Below are 24839 nucleotides of genomic sequence, written 5' to 3' on the forward strand. Positions count from 1 at the left end.
ATGCCCTTCGATTTTTAAGGAAACCAGTTGATGACGACATTCGATTTCCGCCAGGCTCTGCACGGTATTTCCGGCGTCCCCGTAACGGCTTACGAGACAGACGGAGAAGTCGATATAGCTGTCACCATCGAAGCTTATGCACGTGTAGCAAAGGCGGGCATCCACAATATCGTTGCTGCGGGCAATACCGGCGAGTTTTACGCGTTGACGCCCGCTGAAATTTTCAAGGTCTACGAAGCTGCGATTGAAGGGGTGAACGGGCAAGCCCCCGTTACTGCAGCGATTGGACGCTCGCAGCGGGAGGCCCTGTCCATGGCGCGTCGGGCCAGGGAGATGGGCGCGTCTGCGGTCATGTCCCACCAACCGGTTGACCCGTTCGCAGCGCCGCAATCACAAATCGACTATTTTATCGGCCTGGCTGAAGGCAGCGAATTGCCTCTCGTAGCCTATGTCCGCGCCGACGGGTTCTCGGTCAATGACATGGTCAGACTATCGAGCCATCCGAATGTCGCAGGCATAAAGTTCGCGACGACCGATATTATGCTTCTGTCGCGTGCGATCGCCGCTTCCGATCCTGACGGCTCACTTTACGTGTGTGGACTGGCAGAAAGCTGGGCTCCCGCCTTCTGCGCCGTCGGAGCCCGCGGTTTCACATCCGGTCTCGTCAATGTCGCACCGCAATTTTCCCTGCAAGTTCATGATGCACTGACGGCCGGCGATTTCTCGACCGCACGTAAGATCGTTGAAAAGATCGAGTTGTTCGAACGGCTGCGGACACGATACCGGAACGGCGCCAATGTGACTGTGGTGAAGGAAGCGATGCAGATACAGGGGCTTGCGGTTGGCCCAGTTCGAGCACCAGGACTCGCCCGTCTGGACGACGAGGATCGTGCTACACTTGAAGTCCTGCTTGCCAGCTGGCAATGACAGAAGCCTCATTCCCAACTGTGAAAACAGACTACGATGCCGATGATGGCACCCAACCCATCTGTGGAATTATGCGCCTAACCGGCTCGGTTGCGATGAACAAACAATGCCTTGCGTCACGCCCAGACGAACATTGTGGTTATCTGGACCAGGGGTTGATCACTTTCACCCCGGCAGCCTCGAAAGGGCTTGTATCGCGAGTTGAGATCGTGAGGCCATTTGCTGCCGCTGTGGCTGCAATGTAGCCATCGGCCATGCCGATTGCTTTCCCAGACGCTCGAGCGCGTGCCATCAGTTCAGAGTAGAACTGAGAAGTAGTCAGATCGAAGGACAGGATGCGGCCGGAAAAGTGTGGCAGCACCTCGCCCTCGAGACGGTCGCGGAGGATAGTTTGCCGTCTGCCTGAAGGCATAGCAGCAATTCCGAAGCGAAGTTCCACAATCGTGATTGCGGAGATGAACAGCGTTTCGACAGCTTGGGCGTCCAACCAGGCAATCACCGCCTCGTCCGGAACCGGTTTCCAAGGTTCGGATATGACGTTGGTGTCAAGCAAGATCATTCGAAGGTCATCGGCTTAGCAGGTGTCTTGTCGCGACTTTTCTGAAGAGCTTCAACGTCGCTGTTGGAAAGCTCGGCGTCGCGACCAATGGCCGCGAGCAAGGAACCGAGCTGAATACGTTCCGGAGGACGAACAGCCGCTTCAATAATGGCACGAATCTCGGCCTCCGTGCTCCGGCCATGATGAGCCGCTCGCACCCTCAGAGCGCGATGTGTTTCTTCAGAAAGGTTACGAATGGTGACTGCCGGCATTGATATCATCCTTGAAAAAATGATTTTTTTGATATCAAAATATCAGGAATGATGCTAAAATTCAAGAGTATTGAGTTTCAGCAAGATTTGACCCGTTGGGGTGCGGACGAAAACTTGGACCACCAAGGAGGTAGTTCATGTGTACCTACGCAGACAGACTTCGAGCCGTTGAGCTTTACATCAGGCTTGGCGAGCGACTTAACGGGACCATTCGCCAGCTGGGTTATCCCACAAAGAATGCGCTGAGGGGCTGGTACCGCGAGTACTTACAGCATCGCGACGAGCGACCTTGGCCGTCCAGGCGCGGCTTGCTGAGGCGACACTCGTGAAACCCAGTGAAGGTGACAGCGAGACGAGCGGCATAGCGTTCGACTTTGCCGCATAGCCGTTTGGATAAACCCCGAGCACGGATTGGCGCACGGCCCCCCATTCGGAATTATTGAGGACCAGTACGAAAAGTGGAATATCCGCGGCTTCCGCAATTTGGTGGCAAGCGACTGGGTTGGAAAACATGCCAAGTGCGGCGGGAAAGCACCAGTTCCGGTCAAGGCGCAGGACCATGTTTGCGGGCGCCTCCGATACGAAAAAGGCGCTCAATCCGTGAGGGGAGCAACCTTCTTTTTGTATCCCGGGGACAATATCCAACGCCGCTGCAATTTCAGCGGTGATGCTCAGATATTTTTGAGGAAGAGCAATTTGAAGTCGCGATCTGGACTACTCCCTGTTAGATCTTCCCGTCCATCTGAATATCAGGCGAGGCAACATGAGCACAGACCCCGAAACCCGCAGGGCCATCGCGCAGCGTGCTATTGCTCGCGCGGCAGCGCGTGATATGCCGATCGACAAGGATCCTGTCTTCGTTGCTTTGCTGGAGCAATGGTCCCGCGGAGATATCGACATGAAAGCCATGCGAGAAAGGTACCTTGACATGATCGCTCTTCAAGCTGCCGAGCGGCGGGACCTGCGCTAAAGACGCCTCGGTATAAATCCCTCAGAATGGTCGAACGAAGAATAAAAAAATGGGCCTGCGGAAACCGCGGCCCATGAAGTGTGGAGATCTAAAACCTCCAGAGGGGAACAGCTGCTGCGACGGAACTGGGAGGTGACCGTCATCTGCATCAGCTGGAGGCGTTATGCCTGATTTTTGACCATCAGGAAAACATTTATTGTGCAACGCAGCCATGCAGCCGCCGCGAGGGTCTCGTCGTTCAGATCTGCCACCGGTCGAGCTTTGATTGGCCGCGGATTCGGCATCGTGCATCTGGCGACGGAACCGTATATTGGTCGTCCTCGTAGGCGGCTCGGAGCCGTTTGAGCCGGGCAGTATTGGCCGCCAGCTTGGCCTTGCGCATGAGGCGCCCATTGCCTGAAGCGATGGCCTTCTCCATTGCGAACTGGTTGGCGGTGCCTTCCGATATCCATTGCAGCTTGTCACGGGCGGCCTCGGTATCGACGCGTCGCTCGGCGGCATTGGCTCTCTGGCCCCTGCGGCCTATTGTAGTAATGAGCTCGCCCACGTCGGAACAGGCTTTAAGGAGGCCAGAATGATCAGGCTGTGTAAGATCCTCGACAAGCTGAGCTGAGAACGAAAGCCGCCGCCTACATCTTTTGCCGGCGCTGCCTTTTCCCGGCAGTGTCGCCTTTGGCAGGGTCTGGCAAGTAAGATGTACAAGTCAATCGAAAGACTGAATCTGCGATATTCTGTCGTAGATAATCGCTTGAGGAATATCGGCTACCAGCCGTCGTGCCGTTGCCACCAGTTGTTCCACCTCGAAAATGACCGGCCGACCGGCAGCCGTCACGAAGCCCCACTGGAACGGGATATGAAAAGACAGCGGTATGACGCGAACACCCTCTACAGGCAAACCCCAGAGAGTGATCGACTCGACGATTGCGACACCGAGACCCATGCGCGCCAGCGACAGGGAAACGTAGGTCGCATTGCTATCGATGACGGAAGAAGGGTCGACACCGAGACTGGAAAGCACATCATTAATCCGCATACGTAGGCGGAAGGGGTTTGCCGAAGCGATAAGCCGGTTTCCGGCAAGGTCTGCGGCGGAGATGACCGCCTTCCGAGCGAGCGGATGATCTTCCGCGAGCACGGCCACGCACGGCACCTCCCCCAGCCAGTGAATATCGACGCCGGGATTGTCCAGCGGTAGGCTGACGGCGCCGAGATCCGCGGTGCCCGCCATCACCGCCTGCACGACATTTTCCGAAGAAATGCTCTGGAGATGCACATGATCGGGAAACCGGTCCGCCGGCAGGGCCGCGAGCGCCCTTGGCAGGAGGCTTGCGGCAATCGCCGGAATGGAGGCGACCTCGATGGCCGTGCGCCGTGCGGCGTGAATGCGCCTCGCACTTTCGCTAATTGTCCTGAGGCCGCCGAGGAACAGCTCCGCTTGGGCGAAAAAGGCCACTCCTTTTTCTGTGGGGGCGATACGGGGACCATTGCGATGCAGCAGCGCAAAACCGATTTCGCCCTCCAGATCCTGAATGAGGCGTGTCACGACGGGTTGAGACTTGCCCAAGGCCTTCGCCGCACCGGTGATGCTGCCGATTGAAACCACCGCCACGAAAGCCTCTAGCTGCCGCGTATCAAGATAGTCAGACGCCATTTTTCACTCCGCCCAGGACCTGTGTTTTTGCCTCGTCGTACCCAAGCGCTATACCGGTCCGCGATCGTCATGGCCAGCTGGCGGCCAAAGCGCCTCGCGCCCGTCGAAGGGGTCGGCAGTAAATTCAAAACCGGCCGGGCCTGCGCGCAGAACCACTGGTTTGTCAGCATGATAGAGCGGCCACGCACCGTTTGGGGCGCGGGGACGTCCGTCCTTTATGAATGAGGCCCACAGATCATGTATCGCTCTTGCGAAGTCCGGATCCGCCACGCGCTGGCGCTCGGGCAATTCGCGGTCATTCGAACCATCACGATACCAGACGGAACCGACTTCGGCGCCGTGTGGCGCACCCAGCTCATCGGGCTCCAGCGGACCGTAGAGATATTTATAGACCGGATTGAAACGGGCATGCAGCCTCGCGAAACGTATGGCTGGGAGCTGAAAGACGAGATCGCCAGCAATCGCCCGCCAAATGCCGCGCGGGCTGTGGTTGGGCAGAGCCATGCGATAGCGCTTAACAATATCGGAGCCGGCGAGGCCACGCGGCAGAACGCGCTCATGCAGCAGCCCGGCGCAAAGTGCGAAGTCCATCTTAGGCTGCACGATTGCGTGGGTCACATGTTCGCCAGTTGTGCAGCCGATCATCATTGGCACGGCGGCGGTGCGGCCTTCGCGCGCGGCAGTTTCCGGATGTTTCGGCAGACTTGCCCCTTCGATAACCGGAACGAAGGGAACGCCAAGCATCGAGGCGTCCCCGTCACGGGCGAAATCGTGCTCCTCATAGGACTGGTTGCAAAGATCACGCTGGATTTCAAGCAACCGGTTCATCGGCAGGGCTGCGAGCGAAGCCTCATCGGCATTTGCGGCCGCCAGAAACCGTCGGGTCAGCCTTTCGGCATCGTCCATCGAGGCGACACCGGTGCTTGCACCGCTCTGCGGCATGGCCCGGTGGAAGAGTCCCTGCGCGTCCGGCATGGACATCAGCGCCGCAACCGCAAAGCCACCGGCCGAACGCCCGGCCAGCGTCACCTGATCCGGGTCGCCACCGAAGGCGGCGATATTATCGCGCACCCATTCGAGTGCGGCGACAAGATCGAGCAGACCGCGATTGTCGGGCCTGCCTTCAAGATGGAGGAACCCGAGCGCGCCCAGGCGATAATTGACCGTGATCTCAACGATGCCGCTCGCCGCGAACGCACCGCTCTGCAGCACTGGTTCATTGGCCGAACCGACCGCGTAGCCGCCACCATGGATCCAGAACAGCACGGGCGCTCGCCCTGCCGTATCAGGCGTGCGGATGTTGACGGTCAGGAAATCCTCGCCAAAGGCAAGTTTAGAGGTCGCGGCGGCACCGACCGGACCATAGGTTGGAATTTGCGGGCAGACGGGACCAAGCTGGGTGGCATCGCGCACGCCCTGCCACGGTGAGACCGGCTGCGGCGCGTCGAAACGCCGTTCCGGCTTTACCGGCGCGGCGTAGGGCACACCGAGAAAGGCGTGAATTCCGTTTTGCCTGATACCTTGCAACGTACCAGCTGCCACTTTCACGGTGGTCATGTCACAACACCCGACGCAGTCCGATCAGCCGCTCGACCGCTACGACCACACCGACCGAGATAAAGATGAGGATAACGGATAGTGCGGCGATCTGCGGATCGGTGGAATATTCCAGATAATGATAGATTTCCGTCGGCAGCGTCGAGGATTTGACCGAGACGATGAAGAGCGAGATGGTCGCCTCATCGAACGAAATCAGGAAGGCGATGACCGCACCGGCTATGAGACCTGGCCGGACCAGCGGCAGGGTGATGCGCCACAATACCATGGCGGGCGATGCACCGTGAACGCGCGCAGCCTCCTCGACACGGCGATCCACCGCCATAAGGCTCATGGTGATGGTGCGCACCGTATAGGGCGTGGTGATGCCGAGATGTGCCAGAAAAATGCCGCTATAGCTGTCGAGCAAGCCAAGCGGCCCGAGTACCAGCATCACACCGACAGCAAGCACGATATGCGGCACGAGGAAAGGCGCAAGGATCAGGAAATTGACCGCGCCCTTGCCGCGGAATTCGTGCCGCGACAGCGCCAGCGACAGAAGCAAGCCAGCGAAGATCGATACAAAACCGACGAGCAGGCCGATGCCGAGGCTCCGCCAGAAGGCAGATATGAACTTGGCATTGGCGAAAACCTTGGCATAAGAGCCGAACGACAGGCTCTCCGGCGGAAATGCCAGATATTGCCGCGTATCGAAAGAAATGATCAGGACAACGATGATCGGCGCAAGAAGGAACAGGTAAAGCAATGTCAGCAGAAGCGCGTGGGCGAGACGTCCGAATTTTGCGTCCATGACTGGCCTCACGTCTCTAGCGCGCGCATTGCGCGCTGGTAAATCACGATCACGCTGCCGAAGAGGATGAGCAGCAGCACCGAAAGTGAGGCGGCCAGCGGCCAGTTCAGCGTCACCGTCGCCTCGTTATAGACCTCCGTGCCGATGACGAAGACGCGGCCACCGCCCATCAGGCGCGGTGTAACGAAGGAGGAAATCGCCAGGACGAAGACGAGAAGTGTTGCGGTGAGAACTCCGGGCAGCGAAAGCGGCAGCACGATGCGCGTGAACACGCGCAGGCGGTTCGCGCCGAGCATGGCGGCGGCTTCCTCCAGCTGCGTGTTCAAACGGCCAAAGCCGCTCAGCATCGCAAGGATCGCATAGGGCATTAGGATTTCGACCAGCGCGACGGTGGCGCCGAAATAATTATTGGTCAGCCGTATGACACCATCCGTCAGCCCGGACGATTGCAGCGCCGTGTTGATGACGCCCCGGTCCCCCAGAATGACCATCCAGCCATAGGTACGCACCACCGAGGAGGTGAGAAGCGGCGCAACAGCAAGCGCTGTCAGCACCCCGCGCCAGCGGCTTTGGGTGCGGGCAAGGAACAGCGCGATGGGATAGGAGAGAATAACCGCCAGAACCGCGACATTCACGCCGAGATAAAGCGTGTTCCAGGCGATCTTCCAGTAAAACGGGTCGAACAGCACGGTTCTGTAGGATTCGAGCGTCCAGTCACCACCGCGAAGGGCCGCCATGGCCGAAGATGCGAAGGATGCCCGTACTAGCCAGATGAGTGGCAGCAGGAAGGTCGTCAGCAGCGCAATCAAGCCTGGCAGCAGTAGAAGAAGCAGAATGCCGCGGTGCGATGCTTCGCCACCGGAAGAATGGCCCGCGACCGCCATCAGGCCGCCTCCCCGATCAACGTCACATCCTCAGGAGCAACGGAAAGCATCACACGCTCACCCTTGGCTGGCAGCGCGGCAGCGTGGGTGGGCAGATCGGCCTGCAGGCGATGGTCCCCCGCGCGCACGCCAAGCGTCAGCATCTGCCCGCGATAGGTAACGTGTTCGACAATGCCGGAGAAAGCATTGACGCCGTCACCGAGAAGAAATCGATGCGGGCGAACCAGAAACCGCGCCTTCTGGCCGACCGGGACAGCACCCGAGAAGTGCAGGAAGCCGAGACCTGGGATCTCAGCGCGACCCGGTGCAACCACGGTGCCCGTAAGGAACGAGCCGGCTCCTATGAAGGAAGCGACAAAATCGGTTTTCGGCCGGTCGAAAATCTCGCGTGGCGTGCCGATCTGCTCCAGCCGGCCTTCAGACATGACGGCGAGCCGGTCGGCCATCGAAAGGGCTTCGTCCTGATCGTGGGTAACGAAAATACTTGTAACGCCGGTCCGGTTCTGGATATCGCGAATTTCATCGCGCATCTCGTCGCGCAGCTTGGCATCGAGATTGGAGAGCGGTTCGTCGAACAGCAGCAAAGCCGGTTCGATGACGAGCGAGCGGGCGATTGCCGCTCGCTGTTGCTGGCCACCTGAAAGCTGCGAGATGCGTCTTTCGCCGAAACCGGAAAGCTTGACCAGATCGAGTGCCTTTACCACCCGCTCCTTGCGCTTCGACTTTGCAATGCCGCGCATCTCCAGCCCGAAGGCAATGTTTTCGGAAACATTCATATGCGGGAACAGGGCATAGGCTTGAAAGACCATGCCCATATTGCGCTTATGGACAGGAGTTGCAGAGATATCCCGGCCGTCCAGACGGATTTCGCCTGAGGTTACCGGGATAAGTCCAGCAATCATGCGCAGGATCGTCGTCTTGCCGCAGCCTGAGGGCCCTAGCAACGCCAACATTTCCCCGCGTGGCAGGGAAAAGCTGACATGATCCACGGAGGGCTTGAGGGCGCCCGGATAGGTCTTCACGAGATTGTCGATCTCGACATGATGATCGGCCATGGCGTCCTCTGCTTCCTGTCTCAATTAGCCGCGATGACCTCGCGGTTGATCCGCTGTATCCATGCCGAATATTTGTCCGCCACGAAGCTCCAGTCTAGCGATGACTGTGCCGCCTGGGCTTCCTTGCTGCCATAGATGCGGGCAGCGACCGGCTCGCTCAGCGACACCTTGCTGTTGACCGGACCGTAGAAGCTCTTTTCGGCGAATGTCGCTTGCGCCTCGGCGCTCAGAGCATAATTGACGAAAAGCTCGGCCGCCTCCTTATTGGAGGAGCCTTCAACGATACCGATCGTGTTCGTCTGGCCGATGGAGCCTTCCTTCGGCAGAGCGATCCCGATCTTGCCGCCCTGTGTGTCATGCAGATATTGCGCGCGGCCGTTCCAGCAGACGGAAAGATCGACTTCGCCGCTCTGCACTACCGCATAGCAATCCGGCGCAGGCTCGAAGGTCGAGACGCTCGGCGCAATCTCCTTCAGGAAATCGATGCCCGGATCGATGGAGGTCTTGTAATCGCCGCCCTTCAGCTTGGTGAGGATGGGCAGGAGAATGACGCCGCGCGTATCGGAAAGCTTGGCGGCGATCTTTCCTTTGTATTTCGGATCGGCGAGATCGGCCCAGCTCGTCGGCGGTTCCTTCACCGCACCGGTGTTGTAGAGGATGGCGAGATTGTCCTGCGAGAAGGCGACGGCGCGGTCGCCATCGATGCGCGCCCATTCCGGCTGTTCGGCAAGGTTCGGTACCTTGGCGGCGTCGAGCTTGCTGAACAGCTCTTCCTTGTTCGCCTTGATCGCGACCGAAACGTCGATCAGGGCGACATCCACCTTCGGCTCGGCGCGCTGAAGCGTGAGAAGCGCCAGCGTTTCGGCCGAATTCTTGCTCTGCTGATAATTCACCTCGATGCCGGGATGTTTGGCCTTGAAGGCGTCTATGATGAATTTCTGGTAGTTATCCGCAAAGACGCCGGAGAAACCGACAATGTTGACGGTGCCCTTGGTCGCATCCTGTGCGAAGACGGTGCCAGAAAGCGATGCGATCCCGGCAGCAACGATGCCGACGACGAGAGCGGCCTTGCGGCGCTGATGAGCATTTTTCATTTCAGTTGCCTCCGATTGTTTTCGATATTCTCATTTTGCGGGCCGCCAAGCGGCATCCAGTACGCGCAGCCAGTTCTGGCCGAGAAGTTTGAGAATGAGCGTTTCGCTCCAGCCGCGCGCCAGCATGCGCGCGGTAATATTGGGCACCTCGCCGATGCGCTCGATGCCCTTCGGCTTGGATATCTTGACGGTTGCGAATTCCGTCAGCGTGCGGGCCGTGCCCTTGTCACGGTTTGCCCAGAGCTGCCAGGGGCCGGGACGCGGCCGCTCCTGCGAAAAATCCGTGCCGATGCCGACATGGTCCTCGCCGACTAGATCGATGACATAGGCCATGGCATCGAGATAATCCTCGACCGTGGCGTCGTTTCCAGCGGCGAGACCCGGCGCAAAAAGGCTGATGCCGATGATGCCGCCCTTCTCCGCGCAGGCCCGGAACAGTTCATCCGGCTTGTTGCGCTTCACATCGCGCAGCGCCCGCGGCAGCACATGCGAGATGCAGACCGGCGCTTTCGAGCGGGCGATGACATCCGCCGTCGTTTTGTCACCGACATGGCTCAGGTCACAGAGCACGCCGACGCGGTTCATCTCTGCCAGCACCTCGCGGCCAAAACCGGTCAGGCCGCTATCGTTTTCCTCGAGATATCCGGCGCCAGAATAGTTCTGGGTATTGTAGGTCAGCTGCATGATGCCGACGCCGAGATCCTTGAAGATTTCGACATAATCCAGCTTGTCCTCGAGTGGCGAGGTGTTCTGCCAGCCGATGATGATGCCGGTCCTTTTCTCGGCCTTGGCCGCATGAATATCGGCGACCGTACGCACCGGGCGAATAAGGTCGTCGTTTTCCCGCAGTAAGCGATTCCAATCGCTCACATAACCGATGCCCTCGCGAAAGTTCTCCCAGATCACGCTAGATACGTTGACGGCAGTGAGGCCGCCGGCGCGCATATCCTCGAATATCGACCTGCTCCACTGACAGGTTTGCAGACCGTCGATGACGATGGCCTGATTGTGAAGTTTTGCGGCATCGGTCATGCGGATGTCCTCACTTCGGATTTTGCAATTTGCTGCTTTAGAGCACCGAGCGCGCGGCTGACGAATTCCAGGCGGTCCTGACCCCAGAAAAGCTCGCCGTTCACCACATAGGTCGGCGTGCCGAAAATCCCGAGACGTTCAGCCTCTGCAAGATTTCCCTGCCATTCCGCCACGATCTCTTCCGGCTGCGGGCCGCGCACGAGGGCTGCACCTTCCGAGCCGAGCACGGCATGTGCGATGGTACGCAGTGTGTCGAGATCGGCAATGTCGCGCTCCTCACTCCACAAGGCGCGCTGGATGGCAAAGGACAGGCTGATCGCATCGAGCCCGGCCTTCTGCGCGGCGATGACGAGCTGCGCGGCACGTTCGATGGTGGCGCAGGGATAAAACTTCGGCGTCAGGTTGAGCGCCATATCGAGATAACGCCGCCATCGGTCCAGTTCCACAGCATGATAGTTCTGCCTGGCATCCGGGCGGCTGCGCAGCGGAATGCCGCCATTTGCCTCGATGATGCGGATGGGCCGCAGCACGATTTCGGCGCCATGTGTGCGGGCGACGTCCACGGCGCGTGGCGCACCGAAATAGGCCCACGGCGAGGAAATGCCGTAAAATACATCCAGTTTCAGTGCCGGTTCAGCCATTGGCATGCTCCTTGATCATGACCTGCGCGTCCGCATCGCGCCATTCCTCGCCGGTGATTTCAGCGGCGTCGTGGTTCATAAAGGTCTCGAAATGGCGCGCGCGGTCCTCAACGAAGAGAGACCGGGCAATGCCCTGCGCCAGACGCTCCGCCCCCTGGCTGACGGCCGGAATGCCGCTAGTGATTTTACCGTGAGAGGGAACAGCTGGATAAGCGAAGCAATATATGCGGGAAATCGCCTCCGCCACCGCGGCCGGAAGACCTGGTTTCGGCAGAAACTCGAAGGCGGACCCGAGATAAGGATAGGACCGCAGCGAATCATTCTCCTGCCCTGCGGGAGGCTGATAGGCGTGACGCCAGAGCAGGACACGGTCGCTCAACTCCACAAATTCCGGCCGTTGGGCGAAATCGACATCAAAGCCAGTGGCGAAAATGATGAGGTCGGCCGGATAGCGCCCCTTCGGAGTCTCTATTTCCACCGCCTCGCCCACTTCTGTGATGCTGATAACGGGACTGCCAAGATGGAAGAGCGCATTGCGATGGCGCGAGACCCTCAGGATGCTGTGGCGCGGCGGCGGAATCTGCGTCCGCTCCGCCTCGACCATGAAGGCCCAGCGGTCAGCATCGGGCAGGCCGATATAACCGTGGGACATGCCGAGGCTTGCGATGCCGCCGAATTTCTCAACACGCGGAATATCCGGCCTGCGAATGAAAAGGTCGACGCGGTCAGCCCCCGCCTCAAGTGCAGCGGCCGCATTGTCCATTGCCGAAGCTCCGGCTCCGACCACGGCGACCCGCTTGCCCTGTAACGCGCTCACGTCGAATATATCGCCGCTGTGGCGCACGAAGCGGGCAGGAACCGTTTTCGCTACATCTGGCAGTCGCGGCGCACCGAGGCCATCAAGCCCTGTCGCCAGGATCACCCGGCGCGCCAGAACTCTGGTCGCACCTTCCGGCCCCTGCAACTCGAGATCAAGCAGGCCATCCTCGCGCAGAATGAGACCGGAAAGTTCGGTATCGTTGCTCACGGGCAGCGCCAGCACATTGCGATACCAGACCATGTAGGCCATCCAGTCTTGACGCGGTATGAGCACCATCTCCTCGTAGGCGCGCGCGCCGTACTGCGCCTCGAACCATGCGCGGAATGTCAGCGAGGGTACGCCGAGCGCGGGACCAGCGAGTTCCTTGCGAGTGCGCAATGTCTCCATACGCGCGCTCGTTACCCAGGGACCCTCGAAGCCGCTCGAAGCCTTATCGAAGGCCCTGATATTATCGATCCCGATAAATGAGAGGGCGGCAAGCGCGGTGAGCCCACAAAGCCCGGCACCTATAACTGCAACATCCAGCACTCCGCCACCGTCGATCTCCATCCGCGGCACCCATGGCTTCGCCGGTCGCTCTAGCAGGGCGAGCTCGTGCGCAAGCCGCGCCTCCAGCGCCGGCAAGCCGCCCGCATTGACAGACAGTGCATCGGTTTTTCGATCTTCCATCATGTTATTTCTGAATTAATAAGCGTTAAAAATTCTATTTAAGCATTATAAGAAACACAGAAAGAGCAAGCCGGAAAGCAAAAATCTTCTAATCATCTGCGGTTTTCGGCAAATTCTGGCGCTCACGGCGGCTGGGGCATTATCTCCCGATGTCACCAACAGGCTATCACGACGCACGCCGGGCGAGCCCGACGTCATTAAAACATCGCTGGAGAACAGAACATTCGGCCGGCTACTCAGCGCCTTCTGCCACAGCCTAGGCGACTGCGAGCCGCAAGAGATTGCGAAGGTCGCGCGACCGAGCTTCGTCAACGGCACCGAGATCTTCGCGGATGACGGCAAGGCCTTACGCGAATATTTCTAACATGCTGGCATCGCGATGAAACTTGGATATAGATTCTCGGCCACGAAGAACTAAAGCGATCGGCTTGGGTTCAACCGTCAAGGGCAAGAATCTAGTGGCTTTGCGCGTTTTCAGGACCGTCAGTTGGCTCAAACTCTCCTGAATCGATAATCGACTTCAGAAGAAACCGCGTGTGATCGGTAAGATGTTTTCCACCATGTTGGCCATTTCCAAACGACCAATTTGCCAAGAAAACAGCTCTTCCCCCAGTGAGGTTGGCTGTCGCGCCCTGTACGTATTGCCCGAGATTGGACATGTCTGATGTTGCCCTAGGGGTCCTCCGCGTCCATATAGTTCCAATGACGCATGATTCGAAAATATTCGTAGGTCTTCGATCCGCTCGCAAACGCTCGCCATCGGCCAGCCAAGCCACAGGCCCAAAATGCCAATGGGACGGGTGTGAAAAGAGCGGTACTCACCGTGCGCCGGTGGGATCGGGTGCAGAAGGTCTTTACCTCTTATTCTGCCTTGAGCATGTGACTGACTACAACAAGGGTTATAGTTTTACGACACCACCCTCCAATGCCGACGTCGCCCGTTACCAGAAAGAAGCGACGACGGGTGCGCGCCCGACCTGGGGAAAGAGGGTGAGCGCGGCGACTGAAACTCCGTTACCGTCTTCAGTTCGTTCAGGCTCGGCAAAAACGCTAAATGCTCGCAAAGCCGATCGGCAAGGGCAAACGCGGATCGGCGCCCAACAGAGAAAGCTCAAGGTACTGGAAGCCAAAGCTTTCGAAACACTCGGCCTTTCTTCCCAGGCGACATCCCAAGAAATCAAGAGCCGCTATAAGGAGAGGCTCAAAATGCACCATCCCGACGCCAATGACGGAGACCGCAACTCTGAGGATGCACTTCGAAGCTCGATCGAAGCGTATCGAATCCTTAAATTGAACGGTTTTTGCTAAAGCCTGTTTAAAAGGGGTTACGATCCCTGCCTTGAAGGGATCAGAACCACTGACCCGTTCCAACGCATAGATGAGATGATCACTCGGACCTCAATCCAAGCCAAAATTTCTCAAATGCATTCAAGGAGCATCTTCGTCATTCGCCCAGCAGCTACGCGCAGACACGTGCTCCTTTGCGCGAGGTTGCGCTGAGCAATGGGCCCTCGGCGTGATTTGTATTTTTCGCTATTCGACCGCAAAAGCGAAGACACCGGATGGCCTATTGGACAAACTCTGCCTTGAGGAGAATCGCCGTCATCGCCACTTAGACGGCCGAAAGACACGGGGATACCGATGTCCATGTTGTCACCACGCAACCGTGCAACACTTTGATTACCAATATTCAGTCCCTCAGAACGGTGAGGCTTCATCAGTTTTGGTGGAGCGCGCGTCGATGCTTCCCCGCAAGGCCGCCGAGCCTGTCGGTGGTTGGGACTTCGGCTTTTGTCTCGGCACGCCGGGTGCTTGAGGGCCAACTCTCGGTCCCCGATCATTTATCCAGAAAGATGGCTTTCTTTCATCCTTAGCGTTACAACGACGCCGCCCTCTACCCAGTTATAGTCGATTGATCCACCGAGTTGCCCCGAGACTGTCCTGTGCAACATCTTACTGCCGTAACCGTCTGACGATCTGGGCGACTGGGCAGGGTCGCCTCCGTGTTCGCTCCAGACGATCTCGACCTCGTCTTCGATTACAGAACCGGAAATGTCGAGCAATCCCGCATTATTCGACAAGGCACCATATTTGAGCGAATTCGTTGCCAACTCGTGTATCACGAGTGCCAGGCTGGTTGCAGCCTTCTCTCCTAGTCCCATCCGCGGCACGGCAACGCGGATGCGACCAGCAAAAGCTCCGACGTCGTCGTAAGGGGCAAGCAGCACAGCAAAGAGGTCGCCGAGCAATGCCGATCTCCCCTGGCCATCGGGGAGCGGGCGCACCAGTTCGTGGGCCCTGCCGAGGGCCGTCAGTCGCTCAGTCAACTGCTTTGCCATTTCCTCTTTTGTCTCGGTCGTACGCGAGGTGATATTTGTTAATCCAGAGGCCAGAGCCAGAATATTCTTGACGCGATGGCTCATCTCGCCGGCAAGGAGTTCATGCCCTTCCTCCGCCTGCTTGCGGCCCGTGACGTCAAGAAAGATGCCTGTCATTTTTTCGGTTGCAGCGTCTCCCTCGTTGCCCTGGCCTCGAGCGGAAATCCAACGAACGTCGGAGGCGTTCGTGAGAATGCGGAAATCAATTTCAAACGGGCCGTCGATGGCGCGGGTTGCGACGAACGCCGCCCTGACGCGGTCTCGGTCGGCGGGATGCACCTTGGCGGAAAGATGCTCGAAAGTGAGGTCTACCTCGCCGCAAATGTCCCAGAGTTCGTAAGCCTTGGCATCCATCACAAACGTGTCTTCATCGACGATCCAGGCCCAGAGCGCGACCCCGGCCGACTGGATAGCACGCCTGAGCTCGGCTGTACTCCATTCAGGTTGTGATGTGCCTTCGCTCAATTTCAAATGTCTCCCACCCCATACAAAAGCTGGTATCGATCTAGAACTAGCTGGCCAGCGAAGCGTTATCAATGTTCTACGTAGGATGTGCTTTATTGGGATGGAAGTGGAATGGCATTAATTTCGGACCGGTATCGGGACATTTTTGTTGGCGATGGAGAGATGGCGCAGATGATGCGGCGCCATGATTGGGCGAATAGTACACTTGGTTGTCCGGACGAGTGGCCCGAAGCGCTGAAGGTCGCAATTCGGCTGTTGCTCACCTCAAAATTTGAAATGTGGCTTGGCTGGGGTCCAGACATCGCCTTTTTCTATAACGATGCCTATAGGCCGACCTTGGGAAATAAGCACCCCAACGCGCTTGCTGTGCCGACAAAGATATTATGGTCTGAAATCTGGAATGACATCAAAGGGCGTTTGGAAACCGTTTATTCAAGCGGAGAGGCAACCTGGGACCGCGCGCTGCTCTTGCTTCTCGAACGCGACGGGTATCCGGAAGAAACGTATCATACCTTCTCTTACAGTCCGCTGATCGGAGACAGTGGCAAGGTCGAGGGCGTCTTCTGCGCGGTCACGGAAGAAACCGAGCGGGTCATCAGTGAACGCCGCCTGGCAACCATGCGCACCCTGGCGTCTGGCCTTGCCGTGGCCGACACAGAGGTCGAAGTCTTCAACGCTTCACGCAAAGCGCTTAACGACAACCCTCAGGATCTTCCCTTCTGCGCACTTTATGTTTTTGACGAGAACGGCAATGCGATGCGCCGGTGGGTTTGCGGCACAGCTGAAGACGACACTTTATTGCCCGTAACAATAAACCGTGGTGTGGGTATCTGGAACCTTGAACGCGCCTGGCAAAAACAGACCATGGATCTGATAGAGTTGTCGGCCACAGACGTCATCCCGTCGGGGCCCTGGCAAAGAGCGCCATCTCAGGCTGCGGTCATTCCTTTGGTCGGACAAGCCAGCGACCAACCCAAGGGGGTAATGATCACCGGGCTCAATCCGCATCGGGCGGTCAGCGACGATTATCTGGATTTCCTTAAATTGATAGCCGGCCAGATCACCTCGCGCTTGGCGAGCGCCGAAGCGTTCGAAACAGAACGTCGACGGGCAGCGGCGCTTGCGGAGGCCGCTGAGATCCGGGAAAAAGCAGCGTTGGCACTCGAGCAGCTCAATCGTCAACTCTCCTCAGAAGTGCAACTTCGGACCGCGGAGCGAGATCGGATGCGCGCCCTGTTCCAGCAAGCCCCAAGTTTCATGTGCATCCTCAGCGGGCCTGAACACACTTTCGAGCTGGTCAACGATGCCTATAATCAACTTGTCGGGCATCGCGAGCTCCTTGGCCTCAGTGTCAGAGAGGCGCTGCCTGAGATTGCCGGGCAAGGTTTCTTCGAATTGCTCGACGGTGTTTTTCGATCGGGCACGCCGTACATAGGTCGTTATGTGCCTGTTTTCCTGGAACGGGATGGCAACGAGCAGCCGGATCAGCGCTTCGTACATCTGATCTACCAGCCAATTTTTGATCTTAACGGATCAGTGACCGGGATTTTCGTTGATGGCTTCGATGTCACGGACCAGAAGCGTGCTGAGGATCAGCTTCAGAGCCTTAACCACACCCTTGAGGAAAAAGTCGAGCAGCGCACTCTTGAACTGAGAACAGCACTTCTGAAGCTTGAGAAAGAAACTGTCGAGCGCGAAACCGCACAGATCGCGTTGAGGCAGGCGCAAAAGATGGAAGCGCTGGGTAACCTCACAGGTGGCGTGGCGCATGACTTCAACAATCTTCTCCAGGTCGTGAGCGGCAACCTGCAGCTTCTCTCCAAAGATATCGACGGCAACAGGCGGGCAGAACAACGCCTGCAAAATGCCTTGGCCGGCGTTGCCCGCGGCGCAAAGCTTGCATCGCAGCTTTTGGCCTTCGGTCGCCGTCAGCCGCTCGAGCCCAAAGTCGTCAATGTTCGAAAACTCATCCAGAATATGGACGATATGCTGCGCCGGGCACTGGGCGAAGAGATAGAACTCGAAACCGTTGTCTCCGGCGGGTTGTGGAATACGCTGATCGATCCGAGTCAGCTGGAGAACGCCATCCTTAACCTGGCAATCAATTCGAGGGACGCGATGGAAGGCCGCGGACGATTGACAATCGAGACCGGAAATGCGGTTCTCGACGACAATTACGCCCGTTCGCACGACGATGTCCGTCCCGGACAATATGTGCTCGTTGCAGTGACCGATACGGGGTCAGGAATATCGCCGGATATCATCGAACATGTCCTGGAACCGTTCTTCAGCACGAAGACGGACGGGAAGGGAAGCGGACTCGGTTTGTCGATGGTTTACGGCTTTCTTAAGCAGTCCGGAGGCCACCTCAAAATCTACAGCGAGGTCGGGCATGGGACGACCATGAAACTCTATATGCCGCGCACGGTGCAGGTCGAAGACAGCCTGAGTGATCCAGAGGCCATTGCGGTGACGGGTGGCACGGAAACTGTTCTCGTGGTGGAAGACGATGACGGCGTTAGGGAAACATCGGTGGCGCTGCTGACGGACCTTGGTTACCGCGTCCTCAATGCGCGAGATGCACAGTCCGCATTCGCCGTCGTCAGCAGTGGCGTTCAGATCGACCTGCTGTTCACGGACGTCGTGATGCCGGGCCCGATGCGCAGCACAGATCTTGCGAGGAAGGCCAAGGCTCAGTTCCCTGGCATGGCCGTGTTATTTACCTCAGGCTACACCGAAAATTCGATCGTCCACGGCGGCCGGTTGGACGCTGGTGTCGAGTTGCTATCCAAACCCTACACGCGCGAGGCACTGGCCCGCAAAGTCCGCCACGTCCTGAACAACGCGCAGCAACACAGGATTGCCTTGCAACGGATGGAGCGCCAGGAGCCCGCGCCTGCACCCGAGCAGGAGCCGCGTGATAGCCGCCCAACGGTGTCCGCAAAACCGCATGTCCTTATCGTTGAGGATGAGCCGCTTATCCTGATGTCGACGGTCGACATGGTAGAGGAGCTTGGTCACACGGTGCACGAGGCTAACTCAGCGGAAGATGCCCTCAGCGTCCTTGAGACCAACAGGATCGACATGTTGCTGACAGATGTCGGTCTGCCCGGCATGTCCGGGATCGAACTCGCAAGGCATGTAAGGGAACGCTGGCCAAACGTGCGGATCGTTTTTGCAAGCGGTGACGACAACGCCAAGACAGCCTCGGGCATTTCCGATGCGCAGCAATTATCCAAGCCTTTCAGTATCGATGGGCTGCGACAGGTTTTGGGTAAGGCCGATCGGACCTTGTGACCGCAATCTGGCTGGCATGACTCGCGCACGTGTATATCCACGTTTGCCATCGCGCTGTTTGGCGATGGCGGCCGGCCACTTGCGCAAGGTTGAGTATCCAGTCCCACCTGCGCTGTTGACCGCCGAGTCATCACGATAGTGGAACTGGATCTGTGGAGATACCTCGATGCCCCCTGGGCAAGCGAGGCCACGGCACCCTTCGCCGGTTAATGGGCCTTCCGGTTTTTATCCGAAGTCGACGCCCGCGCGGCGTAAGTCATAGCTCGACCGACAAGAACCGCGCGGCATAAAACACCACCAGTTCGATCCGGATCAGCCGTACGCCGCGGGGCACGAGATCACTAGAGGCTGACGCCCTCCAGTTTCGCGATCAGCGTGTTGCGATCCTCGACCGATCTCAATCGCACCGTTAGAGCTTCGCTCTTAACCGGTACCTGGGGCGGCAGAGAGACGGCAATGCCGGGAATATTTTCGGCAGCCCACCGCCTGAAACGAGGCAACTTGTTGGGGCCGCTGATAGGAAGGGTGTGAATATATCTGAAAGTCATGACTGCTTCTTTCCGAATGCGGGCAATGCCATGGCACAGGCGGCCAGATTTGCTCCGCAGTTTTCGTGTCGGGTTGCGAGAAACCTGACGCCAATGTCGCGGTCGCAACTATTGGCGCCAGGCAATCAGCGTCCGGCACTAACCCTTCGGATAGGAAAGACGTAACGCGTGGTGAGCGCGAAACCCGTTAGCTCCGTCGTCGGCATGTCAGACACCAGAACCTTGCCGCTCGCTCAACCCCAGGATCAGGCGGCCAGAGTGACGGCGGGCATGCCAGCACCCCGGCTCTGCATCGAGCTTCCGTACAAAATCGGCAAGCGCGATATCACCCAGCCTGTCCGCCGCCGCTTGTGGAGAAAACCATCGTCTTTTTCGGTGCGCTTTTTCGCGCCAGTGGGTCAAAGTGCCACGCACGTTCATACCGAATATCGTGACACAGCAGACAAGCTGAGGCCCATCGTTGAGGGTCTTGATATATCTGTATGTCAATACCGGAGCCGGGGACATGTCGCCAATAATTCCTGCCACCTTGAACGCATGTTGCGAGGCCATGACGAGGGGCGGACATGCTTTCACGAGTGGGCCATTGGGCACGATCCAGCGCTCGCGCTCACGGTCCGTGACAAGCAGCACCTTGCGCTCGCCGTCGCGCCCGATCCGCCAGGGAAGTACTCCGACCTGCTGCAACTGACCTCTGTCATCAGGTGACGAGACGATCCGGCTTGCTGTCGTAGCGCGTGTCATTGTCCTGCGGTCTCCGCAAGCCAGCGAAAGGGCAGCCGGAACTCGTTGCGCTTGCAACTATGAGGCTTGCGTGCGGCTCTCAGTGGAACAGAGGTTTCACACCAAGGGCACCGGGCCGCGGCACCCGGCAGTTGACGGTTGCAGGCAGGACAGACTGGAAGGGGGCGAGGGTGGGACATTAAAACGCTCCATGGCTACGTCGCGCGAGCGACGCATACCAACCGCACTTTCAATTGCGTGGTTCCCGGAGCGGCTGGGTCTATGGCGGCGTTAAAGGTTCAGTGCTGCCAGCTCCGGGTTAGGGAATGTGCCTGATCAGTAAGCCTGAAAAATAGGGATTTCATGGTCGTTTTCATGATGCTTATCTGGGCAAGGATCGCGTTGACGGCAAGGTGACCTTTTGCCGCACGATAGGAATGATGTCGGACCATTCGCGCCAAATCGTACGTGAACGAACCTCGTTACATCCACTCAGCGGCAAGAAGCTCTGCGTCACTTTATGGCCTTACTGTCAGACCCAGAGCTTTTCGCTTGAACGCGCGGACGACGATCGAGACATTGATGGAGGTTTTGCAGACGTAGCTGTTCTCGAACAACAGACCTGACCGGTCGTTGCACAGCACTGACGATTCGAGCGCCTGCTCAGCTAGGTTGCGCCCCCACTCGTCGTGGAAGAACGTGCTTCCATCGGTAAAGCCAAGCCCGGTGCTCTGGTATGTCGGTCGAGCTTGCAGCGATCTTAAGGCGGCAAGATAAGCGGCATCATTGTCCGACCTGCGTCCAGCGAACATTGCTTTTCCCAGAGATTTCCGATCGATGCTGGGACGCCTCCAAATAATGAAGCGGTTCTCAACCAGATCAATGTACTCATCGAGACCAGCAACGGGGATCGAGTGGGCGGCGACAGGTTGATAGAACATGAATGGATCGCTCTCTTCGGCGGCCGCATTCGCCCGGAAACACATAACCGCTTCGAGCGATGCCACTATCTCCGGCCAGGCTTTTAGAACGGAGGACATCACCTGAGGGGCGACTCCAGCCTTTCGCCAGAGTGCATGTATTAAAGCAAGAGCAATCCACCGTGGCTCGCCCGTCGTCTCGTTAGCCGCGTTAGCAATCGGTGCAAGGCAGGCCTCGTCCTCACATAGGATAGCGGCGACATCAGCCAGAGTAGCATGATCAAGACCAAAATTGGTCTTGGCAAGCAGGGCAGGAAACAAGGTGGTAACCTCTGAAAAACGCCTTGTTCTCAACAAAGAGAACAAAGACCAGTGGAGCGACTAAATTGGCGAACGACCCGATCGCGCGCGTGCGATCGGGTGACGCTCCTGCTTTGAGGCGCAGCGGCTCCGGTCTGGCTTGAGGTCCAATAATCATGACCGATGCGTTCCTCCGGGACAGCATGAGTCGAGCTGGGCCGCCGCTCGTGATCGCCTAGATGACCCCTAACGCGTCCATAGCTTCCGCGACCCGAACAAATCCGGCGATGTTTGCACCAAGGACGTAATCGCCCGGCGCGCCATATTCCTCGGCTGTTTCCGCGCAGACATCATGGATCGCACTCATGATGTCTGCGAGGCGCGCCTCCGTTTGCTCAAACGTCCAGCTGTCACGGGAAGCGTTCTGTTGCATTTCCAAAGCAGACGTGGCGACCCCTCCTGCATTAGCGGCCTTGCCAGGCGCGAACATGACGCCTGCCGCCTGAAACAACCTTACAGCCTCGGGAGTCGACGGCATATTTGCACCTTCTCCCACCGCGATGACGTTGTTTCTGACGAGCGTCTTTGCGTCTTTACCAGTCAGTTCGTTCTGCGTTGCACAGGGCATAGCCACGTCACAGGGGACATCCCAGATTGATCCTCCCTCTACAAAGCAAGCGTCCGACCCCTTGAGCTTCACGTATTCCGAGATGCGTCCTCGGCGGACCTCCTTGATCTCCTTGACCAGGGCGAAATCAATCCCGTTTTCATCAACGACATAACCGTTTGAATCGGAGCAAGCGACAATCTTCCCGCCGAACTCGCTTACTTTTTCCATTGTATAAATTGCAACGTTGCCCGAACCAGAAACCGACACACGCTTTTCAGAAAAGTCCATTCCCTTGGAGGCCAGCATCCTGCGCACAAAGTAGCTCGCCCCATAACCTGTCGCTTCTTTGCGAGCGCGCGAACCGCCATAGAACAGGGCTTTCCCGGTCAGGACTCCCGCCTCAAATCGATTGGTGAGCCTCTTGTACTGGCCAAACATATAGCCAATCTCACGACCGCCGACACCGATGTCGCCAGCGGGAACGTCGGTGTATTCGCCAATATGTCTATGAAGCTCAGTCATGAACGACTGACAAAAGCGCATAATTTCGCCATCAGATCGTCCGCGCGGATTGAAGTCGGATCCGCCCTTCCCTCCCCCGATGGGCATACCGGTCAAGGCGTTCTTGAACGTCTGTTCGAATCCGAGGAACTTGATGATACCGACGTTGACCGAGGGATGAAACCGAATGCCGCCCTTATAGGGACCCAAAGCAGAGTTGAACTGCACGCGGAATCCGCGATTGATTTGGACCTGACCGTTGTCATCCACCCAAGGCACACGAAAGATGATCTGCCTCTCCGGTTCACAAATCCGCTCGATGAGGGCGTTTTCCGCATAACGCGGATGTTTAGCAATGACTCTTCCAAGGCTCTCCAGGACTTCGCGCACGGCCTGGTGGAACTCGAACTCTCCTGCGTTTCGGCGCAAGACTTCGTTGAGAATGGGTTCGAGTTTTTCGTCGACGTGAACCATCAAATACTCCGTTTTTTTAATAGCTTAAGGAAGATCGGCATGGGCAAAGCAGCCTGATCACTGCGGCGAGGGTGACTGTCTTGGCTCGTCAGACATCGGGGTTCTTTGACCTCACTCGCTCGGACATCATCGCCTGGAAGTTCGACAGCAGGATTATGCATCCGCCGATGAATACCCAGGCGTCTACGCCTTCTCCGTAAGCGTAGAACCCGACGACCGCAGCCATGGGTACACGCAAAAAGTCGATGGGCATGATGACAGATGCATCGAGGCGCTTAAGCGCCTGTGCCTGGCAGTAATGCGCACTCAAGGCACCAACGCCGGCAACCATCATCCACGGAATATCGGACAAGCTGACGTCCCTCCAATCCGTCAACGCGGCCAGCAGTCCCAGCGGCAGTTGAATGAGGATCATCCAGACCACGATGATTGCTGGTGAGCATTCTTTCGTGAGCTGCTTGACGAGAATTAAGGAAAGCCCATAGCCGGCGGCCGCCAGCAGCACTAAGCCAGCAGCCGGATCAATGACGCCGAATCCTGGACGCACTATCACCAGAACACCGATGAAACCGCCAAGGGTTGCGAGAAGCCGCGGCCCGGTTAGCTGCTCCTTGAGAAAAAGCCAGGCGAAAAATGCGACCCAGATCGGCATCGTAAATTCGAGTGCAAAGACCGAGGCCAGTGGGAGAGCGACCACGCCAATGGTCCAGAAATACTGGGCGGTGAAGTGAACGACGTTTCGGGCGAGATGCCTTGGAAACAGTTTCTTCTGAAGGATCTGCGGCAGGAGTGACCGTCCCACCAGCAAAATTACGCCGAGACCGACGAGAGCCCGGAAAAACAGCACCTGTCTGATCGACAAGGTCGATGCGAGCTCGCGAGACCCGACAGCCATGCTTATGAATGACGCCATGCTCAGCGCCATCCAGCCAAGTCCCTGCGCAAAACCTGCCCGCCCCGGCATTCCAGTAAAATGTGTGTCTTTTTCCATGATTGCTCCGGACAGCTTGTGCTGCCGCGATAAGGGGAGCCTTGGTCCACTTTTGTTGGCCAAACATCTGAAGCACCATACGAAACAGATGTTGTTGGTGCGTGCAAAGGGCGGAGGAACGTGCGCAAGCAAGCGCAGACATCCGGTCCTGCAGACCTTTCTTGCGTCGATATCATCGCGTTCAGAGGTGGCTGAAGGCTTCCGCGGCTGCTCGTCGTAAACCGGCACGGCCGACCCGGACGACAGTCAATTGATGTCTGTGTCCATCGCGAGAATTCCACTCCCCGCGCTGCCCGGGCTTAAGGCCCAAGAGCGCCACGCCAACAGGCGTCAATACAGACAAGCGGCCCGCGTCTGCCAGCACTTCATTCGGGAGAACAAGGGTAACCTGGCGTTGCTGCCCCTCTACATCATACGAGACAGTTGATCCTAGGCAGACCGTGTCGAGCGAGACCTGTTCGTCTGCCAAGACCCAGGAGTTTTCCAGCTTCTCACTCAAGTCGGGGCCGACGTCGAAATCATTGGTCAGGGCCACGAGCGTCAGGCGGCTAAGTGTGTGAAAGTCTGTTGCCCCGATTATGGGCATGGTTTGGCTGAGTGAAGACATGTTTATTGTGACCTGCGCAACAACCCTATCGCTAGAGGAAGGGCGTTGACTTGTTTGAAGAGAGACTTGCCGCAGATGGTAAGGCGAACGTGTTGACGTAGCCACTCTGGATCCGGCAGGCGACA

23 protein-coding genes and 1 pseudogene are annotated in these 24839 nt (G+C 57.9%); 5 read left to right on the top strand and 19 right to left on the bottom strand.

Translation table 11 applies throughout. From position 1 onward, the window contains the following. Nucleotides 1–30 precede the first annotated feature (30 nt). Nucleotides 31–927 carry a dihydrodipicolinate synthase family protein gene (locus ACQZ5Y_RS17070; RefSeq protein WP_013637432.1) on the top strand — a complete coding sequence of 299 codons (897 nt, stop codon included), beginning with the start codon at nt 31–33 and terminating at the stop codon, nt 925–927. A 139-nt stretch (nt 928–1066) separates the two neighbouring features. Here ACQZ5Y_RS17070 and ACQZ5Y_RS17075 read toward each other — a convergent pair whose 3' ends face one another. Both ACQZ5Y_RS17075 and ACQZ5Y_RS17080 read right to left on the bottom strand, forming a co-directional pair. Beyond that, nucleotides 1067–1486: a type II toxin-antitoxin system VapC family toxin gene (locus ACQZ5Y_RS17075; protein ID WP_111790851.1), complete on the bottom strand. Its 420-nt coding sequence runs from the start codon at nt 1484–1486 to the stop codon at nt 1067–1069. After that, nucleotides 1483–1737, bottom strand: a complete 255-nt coding sequence (locus ACQZ5Y_RS17080; RefSeq protein WP_003517203.1) for a FitA-like ribbon-helix-helix domain-containing protein — start codon at nt 1735–1737, stop codon at nt 1483–1485. Before ACQZ5Y_RS17080 ends, ACQZ5Y_RS17075 begins: the two co-directional genes overlap by 4 nt. Nucleotides 1738–1874: 137 nt before the next feature. Here ACQZ5Y_RS17080 and ACQZ5Y_RS17085 point away from each other — a divergent pair. Together ACQZ5Y_RS17085 and ACQZ5Y_RS17090 are read left to right on the top strand one after the other, a co-directional pair. After that, nucleotides 1875–2042: pseudogene (locus ACQZ5Y_RS17085) on the top strand (IS3 family transposase); the annotation flags it as partial. 458 nt (nt 2043–2500) lie between these two features. Beyond that, the gene (locus tag ACQZ5Y_RS17090) at nt 2501–2707 is read left to right on the top strand and encodes a hypothetical protein (protein ID WP_025591519.1); all 207 of its coding nucleotides are present in this window, start codon (nt 2501–2503) and stop codon (nt 2705–2707) included. 238 nt (nt 2708–2945) lie between these two features. Here ACQZ5Y_RS17090 and ACQZ5Y_RS17095 read toward each other — a convergent pair whose 3' ends face one another. The 10 genes from ACQZ5Y_RS17095 to ACQZ5Y_RS17140 form a co-directional block, all read right to left on the bottom strand. Beyond that, nucleotides 2946–3254: a hypothetical protein gene (locus tag ACQZ5Y_RS17095; RefSeq protein WP_112182816.1), complete on the bottom strand. Its 309-nt coding sequence runs from the start codon at nt 3252–3254 to the stop codon at nt 2946–2948. Nucleotides 3255–3410: 156 nt separating this feature from the next. Continuing rightward, complete coding sequence (locus ACQZ5Y_RS17100; RefSeq protein WP_112497504.1) at nt 3411–4358, bottom strand: LysR family transcriptional regulator; 948 nt, start codon at nt 4356–4358, stop codon at nt 3411–3413. Nucleotides 4359–4406: 48 nt separating this feature from the next. After that, nucleotides 4407–5915 (bottom strand): carboxylesterase/lipase family protein, encoded by a 1509-nt coding sequence (locus tag ACQZ5Y_RS17105; RefSeq protein WP_174051428.1) that lies wholly within the window; start codon nt 5913–5915, stop codon nt 4407–4409. A 1-nt stretch (nt 5916) separates the two neighbouring features. After that, nucleotides 5917–6705, bottom strand: a complete 789-nt coding sequence (locus tag ACQZ5Y_RS17110; RefSeq protein WP_174051426.1) for an ABC transporter permease — start codon at nt 6703–6705, stop codon at nt 5917–5919. A gap of 8 nt (nt 6706–6713) precedes the next feature. Continuing rightward, complete coding sequence (locus ACQZ5Y_RS17115) at nt 6714–7589, bottom strand: ABC transporter permease (RefSeq protein WP_111795165.1); 876 nt, start codon at nt 7587–7589, stop codon at nt 6714–6716. After that, complete coding sequence (locus tag ACQZ5Y_RS17120) at nt 7589–8644, bottom strand: ABC transporter ATP-binding protein (RefSeq protein ID WP_025591506.1); 1056 nt, start codon at nt 8642–8644, stop codon at nt 7589–7591. The genes ACQZ5Y_RS17115 and ACQZ5Y_RS17120 overlap by 1 nt, the downstream gene beginning before the upstream one ends. Before the next feature lie 20 nt (nt 8645–8664). Next, nucleotides 8665–9738 (bottom strand): ABC transporter substrate-binding protein, encoded by a 1074-nt coding sequence (locus ACQZ5Y_RS17125; protein ID WP_111783733.1) that lies wholly within the window; start codon nt 9736–9738, stop codon nt 8665–8667. 30 nt (nt 9739–9768) lie between these two features. Then, nucleotides 9769–10770, bottom strand: a complete 1002-nt coding sequence (locus ACQZ5Y_RS17130) for a dipeptidase (protein WP_080802795.1) — start codon at nt 10768–10770, stop codon at nt 9769–9771. Continuing rightward, a complete protein-coding gene (locus ACQZ5Y_RS17135; RefSeq protein ID WP_174051424.1) occupies nt 10767–11411 on the bottom strand; it encodes a 2-hydroxychromene-2-carboxylate isomerase in 645 nt (214 codons plus the stop codon). Before ACQZ5Y_RS17135 ends, ACQZ5Y_RS17130 begins: the two co-directional genes overlap by 4 nt. Next, nucleotides 11404–12900 (bottom strand): NAD(P)-binding domain-containing protein, encoded by a 1497-nt coding sequence (locus ACQZ5Y_RS17140; protein ID WP_162995331.1) that lies wholly within the window; start codon nt 12898–12900, stop codon nt 11404–11406. The genes ACQZ5Y_RS17135 and ACQZ5Y_RS17140 overlap by 8 nt, the downstream gene beginning before the upstream one ends. Nucleotides 12901–13602: 702 nt before the next feature. On the opposite strand from ACQZ5Y_RS17140, the gene ACQZ5Y_RS17145 reads away from it, so the two are divergent. After that, nucleotides 13603–14208, top strand: a complete 606-nt coding sequence (locus ACQZ5Y_RS17145) for a J domain-containing protein (RefSeq protein ID WP_097170255.1) — start codon at nt 13603–13605, stop codon at nt 14206–14208. Nucleotides 14209–14741: 533 nt separating this feature from the next. Here ACQZ5Y_RS17145 and ACQZ5Y_RS17150 read toward each other — a convergent pair. Beyond that, nucleotides 14742–15749 carry a sensor histidine kinase gene (locus ACQZ5Y_RS17150; RefSeq protein WP_013637428.1) on the bottom strand — a complete coding sequence of 336 codons (1008 nt, stop codon included), beginning with the start codon at nt 15747–15749 and terminating at the stop codon, nt 14742–14744. A 156-nt stretch (nt 15750–15905) separates the two neighbouring features. Here ACQZ5Y_RS17150 and ACQZ5Y_RS17155 point away from each other — a divergent pair, with 156 nt between their 5' ends. Further along, nucleotides 15906–19040, top strand: coding sequence for a response regulator (locus tag ACQZ5Y_RS17155; protein WP_174051516.1), 3135 nt, complete (start codon nt 15906–15908; stop codon nt 19038–19040). A gap of 341 nt (nt 19041–19381) precedes the next feature. Here ACQZ5Y_RS17155 and ACQZ5Y_RS17160 read toward each other — a convergent pair whose 3' ends face one another. The 6 genes from ACQZ5Y_RS17160 to ACQZ5Y_RS17185 all read right to left on the bottom strand — a co-directional run bounded on the left by ACQZ5Y_RS17160 (nt 19382) and on the right by ACQZ5Y_RS17185 (nt 24714). Further along, nucleotides 19382–19588, bottom strand: coding sequence for a hypothetical protein (locus ACQZ5Y_RS17160; RefSeq protein ID WP_025591490.1), 207 nt, complete (start codon nt 19586–19588; stop codon nt 19382–19384). Nucleotides 19589–19795: 207 nt separating this feature from the next. Next, on the bottom strand, nt 19796–20332 hold the full coding sequence (locus ACQZ5Y_RS17165; protein ID WP_174051419.1) for an NUDIX hydrolase: 537 nt from the start codon (nt 20330–20332) through the stop codon (nt 19796–19798). Nucleotides 20333–20829: 497 nt separating this feature from the next. Then, the gene (locus ACQZ5Y_RS17170; RefSeq protein WP_174051417.1) at nt 20830–21552 is read right to left on the bottom strand and encodes a hypothetical protein; all 723 of its coding nucleotides are present in this window, start codon (nt 21550–21552) and stop codon (nt 20830–20832) included. A gap of 214 nt (nt 21553–21766) precedes the next feature. Beyond that, nucleotides 21767–23116, bottom strand: a complete 1350-nt coding sequence (gene gdhA, locus ACQZ5Y_RS17175; RefSeq protein ID WP_111790839.1) for an NADP-specific glutamate dehydrogenase — start codon at nt 23114–23116, stop codon at nt 21767–21769. 88 nt (nt 23117–23204) lie between these two features. Next, a complete protein-coding gene (locus ACQZ5Y_RS17180) occupies nt 23205–24107 on the bottom strand; it encodes a DMT family transporter (protein ID WP_236763182.1) in 903 nt (300 codons plus the stop codon). Between the two features lie 181 nt (nt 24108–24288). Then, a complete protein-coding gene (locus ACQZ5Y_RS17185) occupies nt 24289–24714 on the bottom strand; it encodes a GreA/GreB family elongation factor (RefSeq protein ID WP_111790837.1) in 426 nt (141 codons plus the stop codon). Nucleotides 24715–24839: the final 125 nt, after the last annotated feature.

This window comes from Agrobacterium sp. A3-95 (assembly GCF_053521785.1).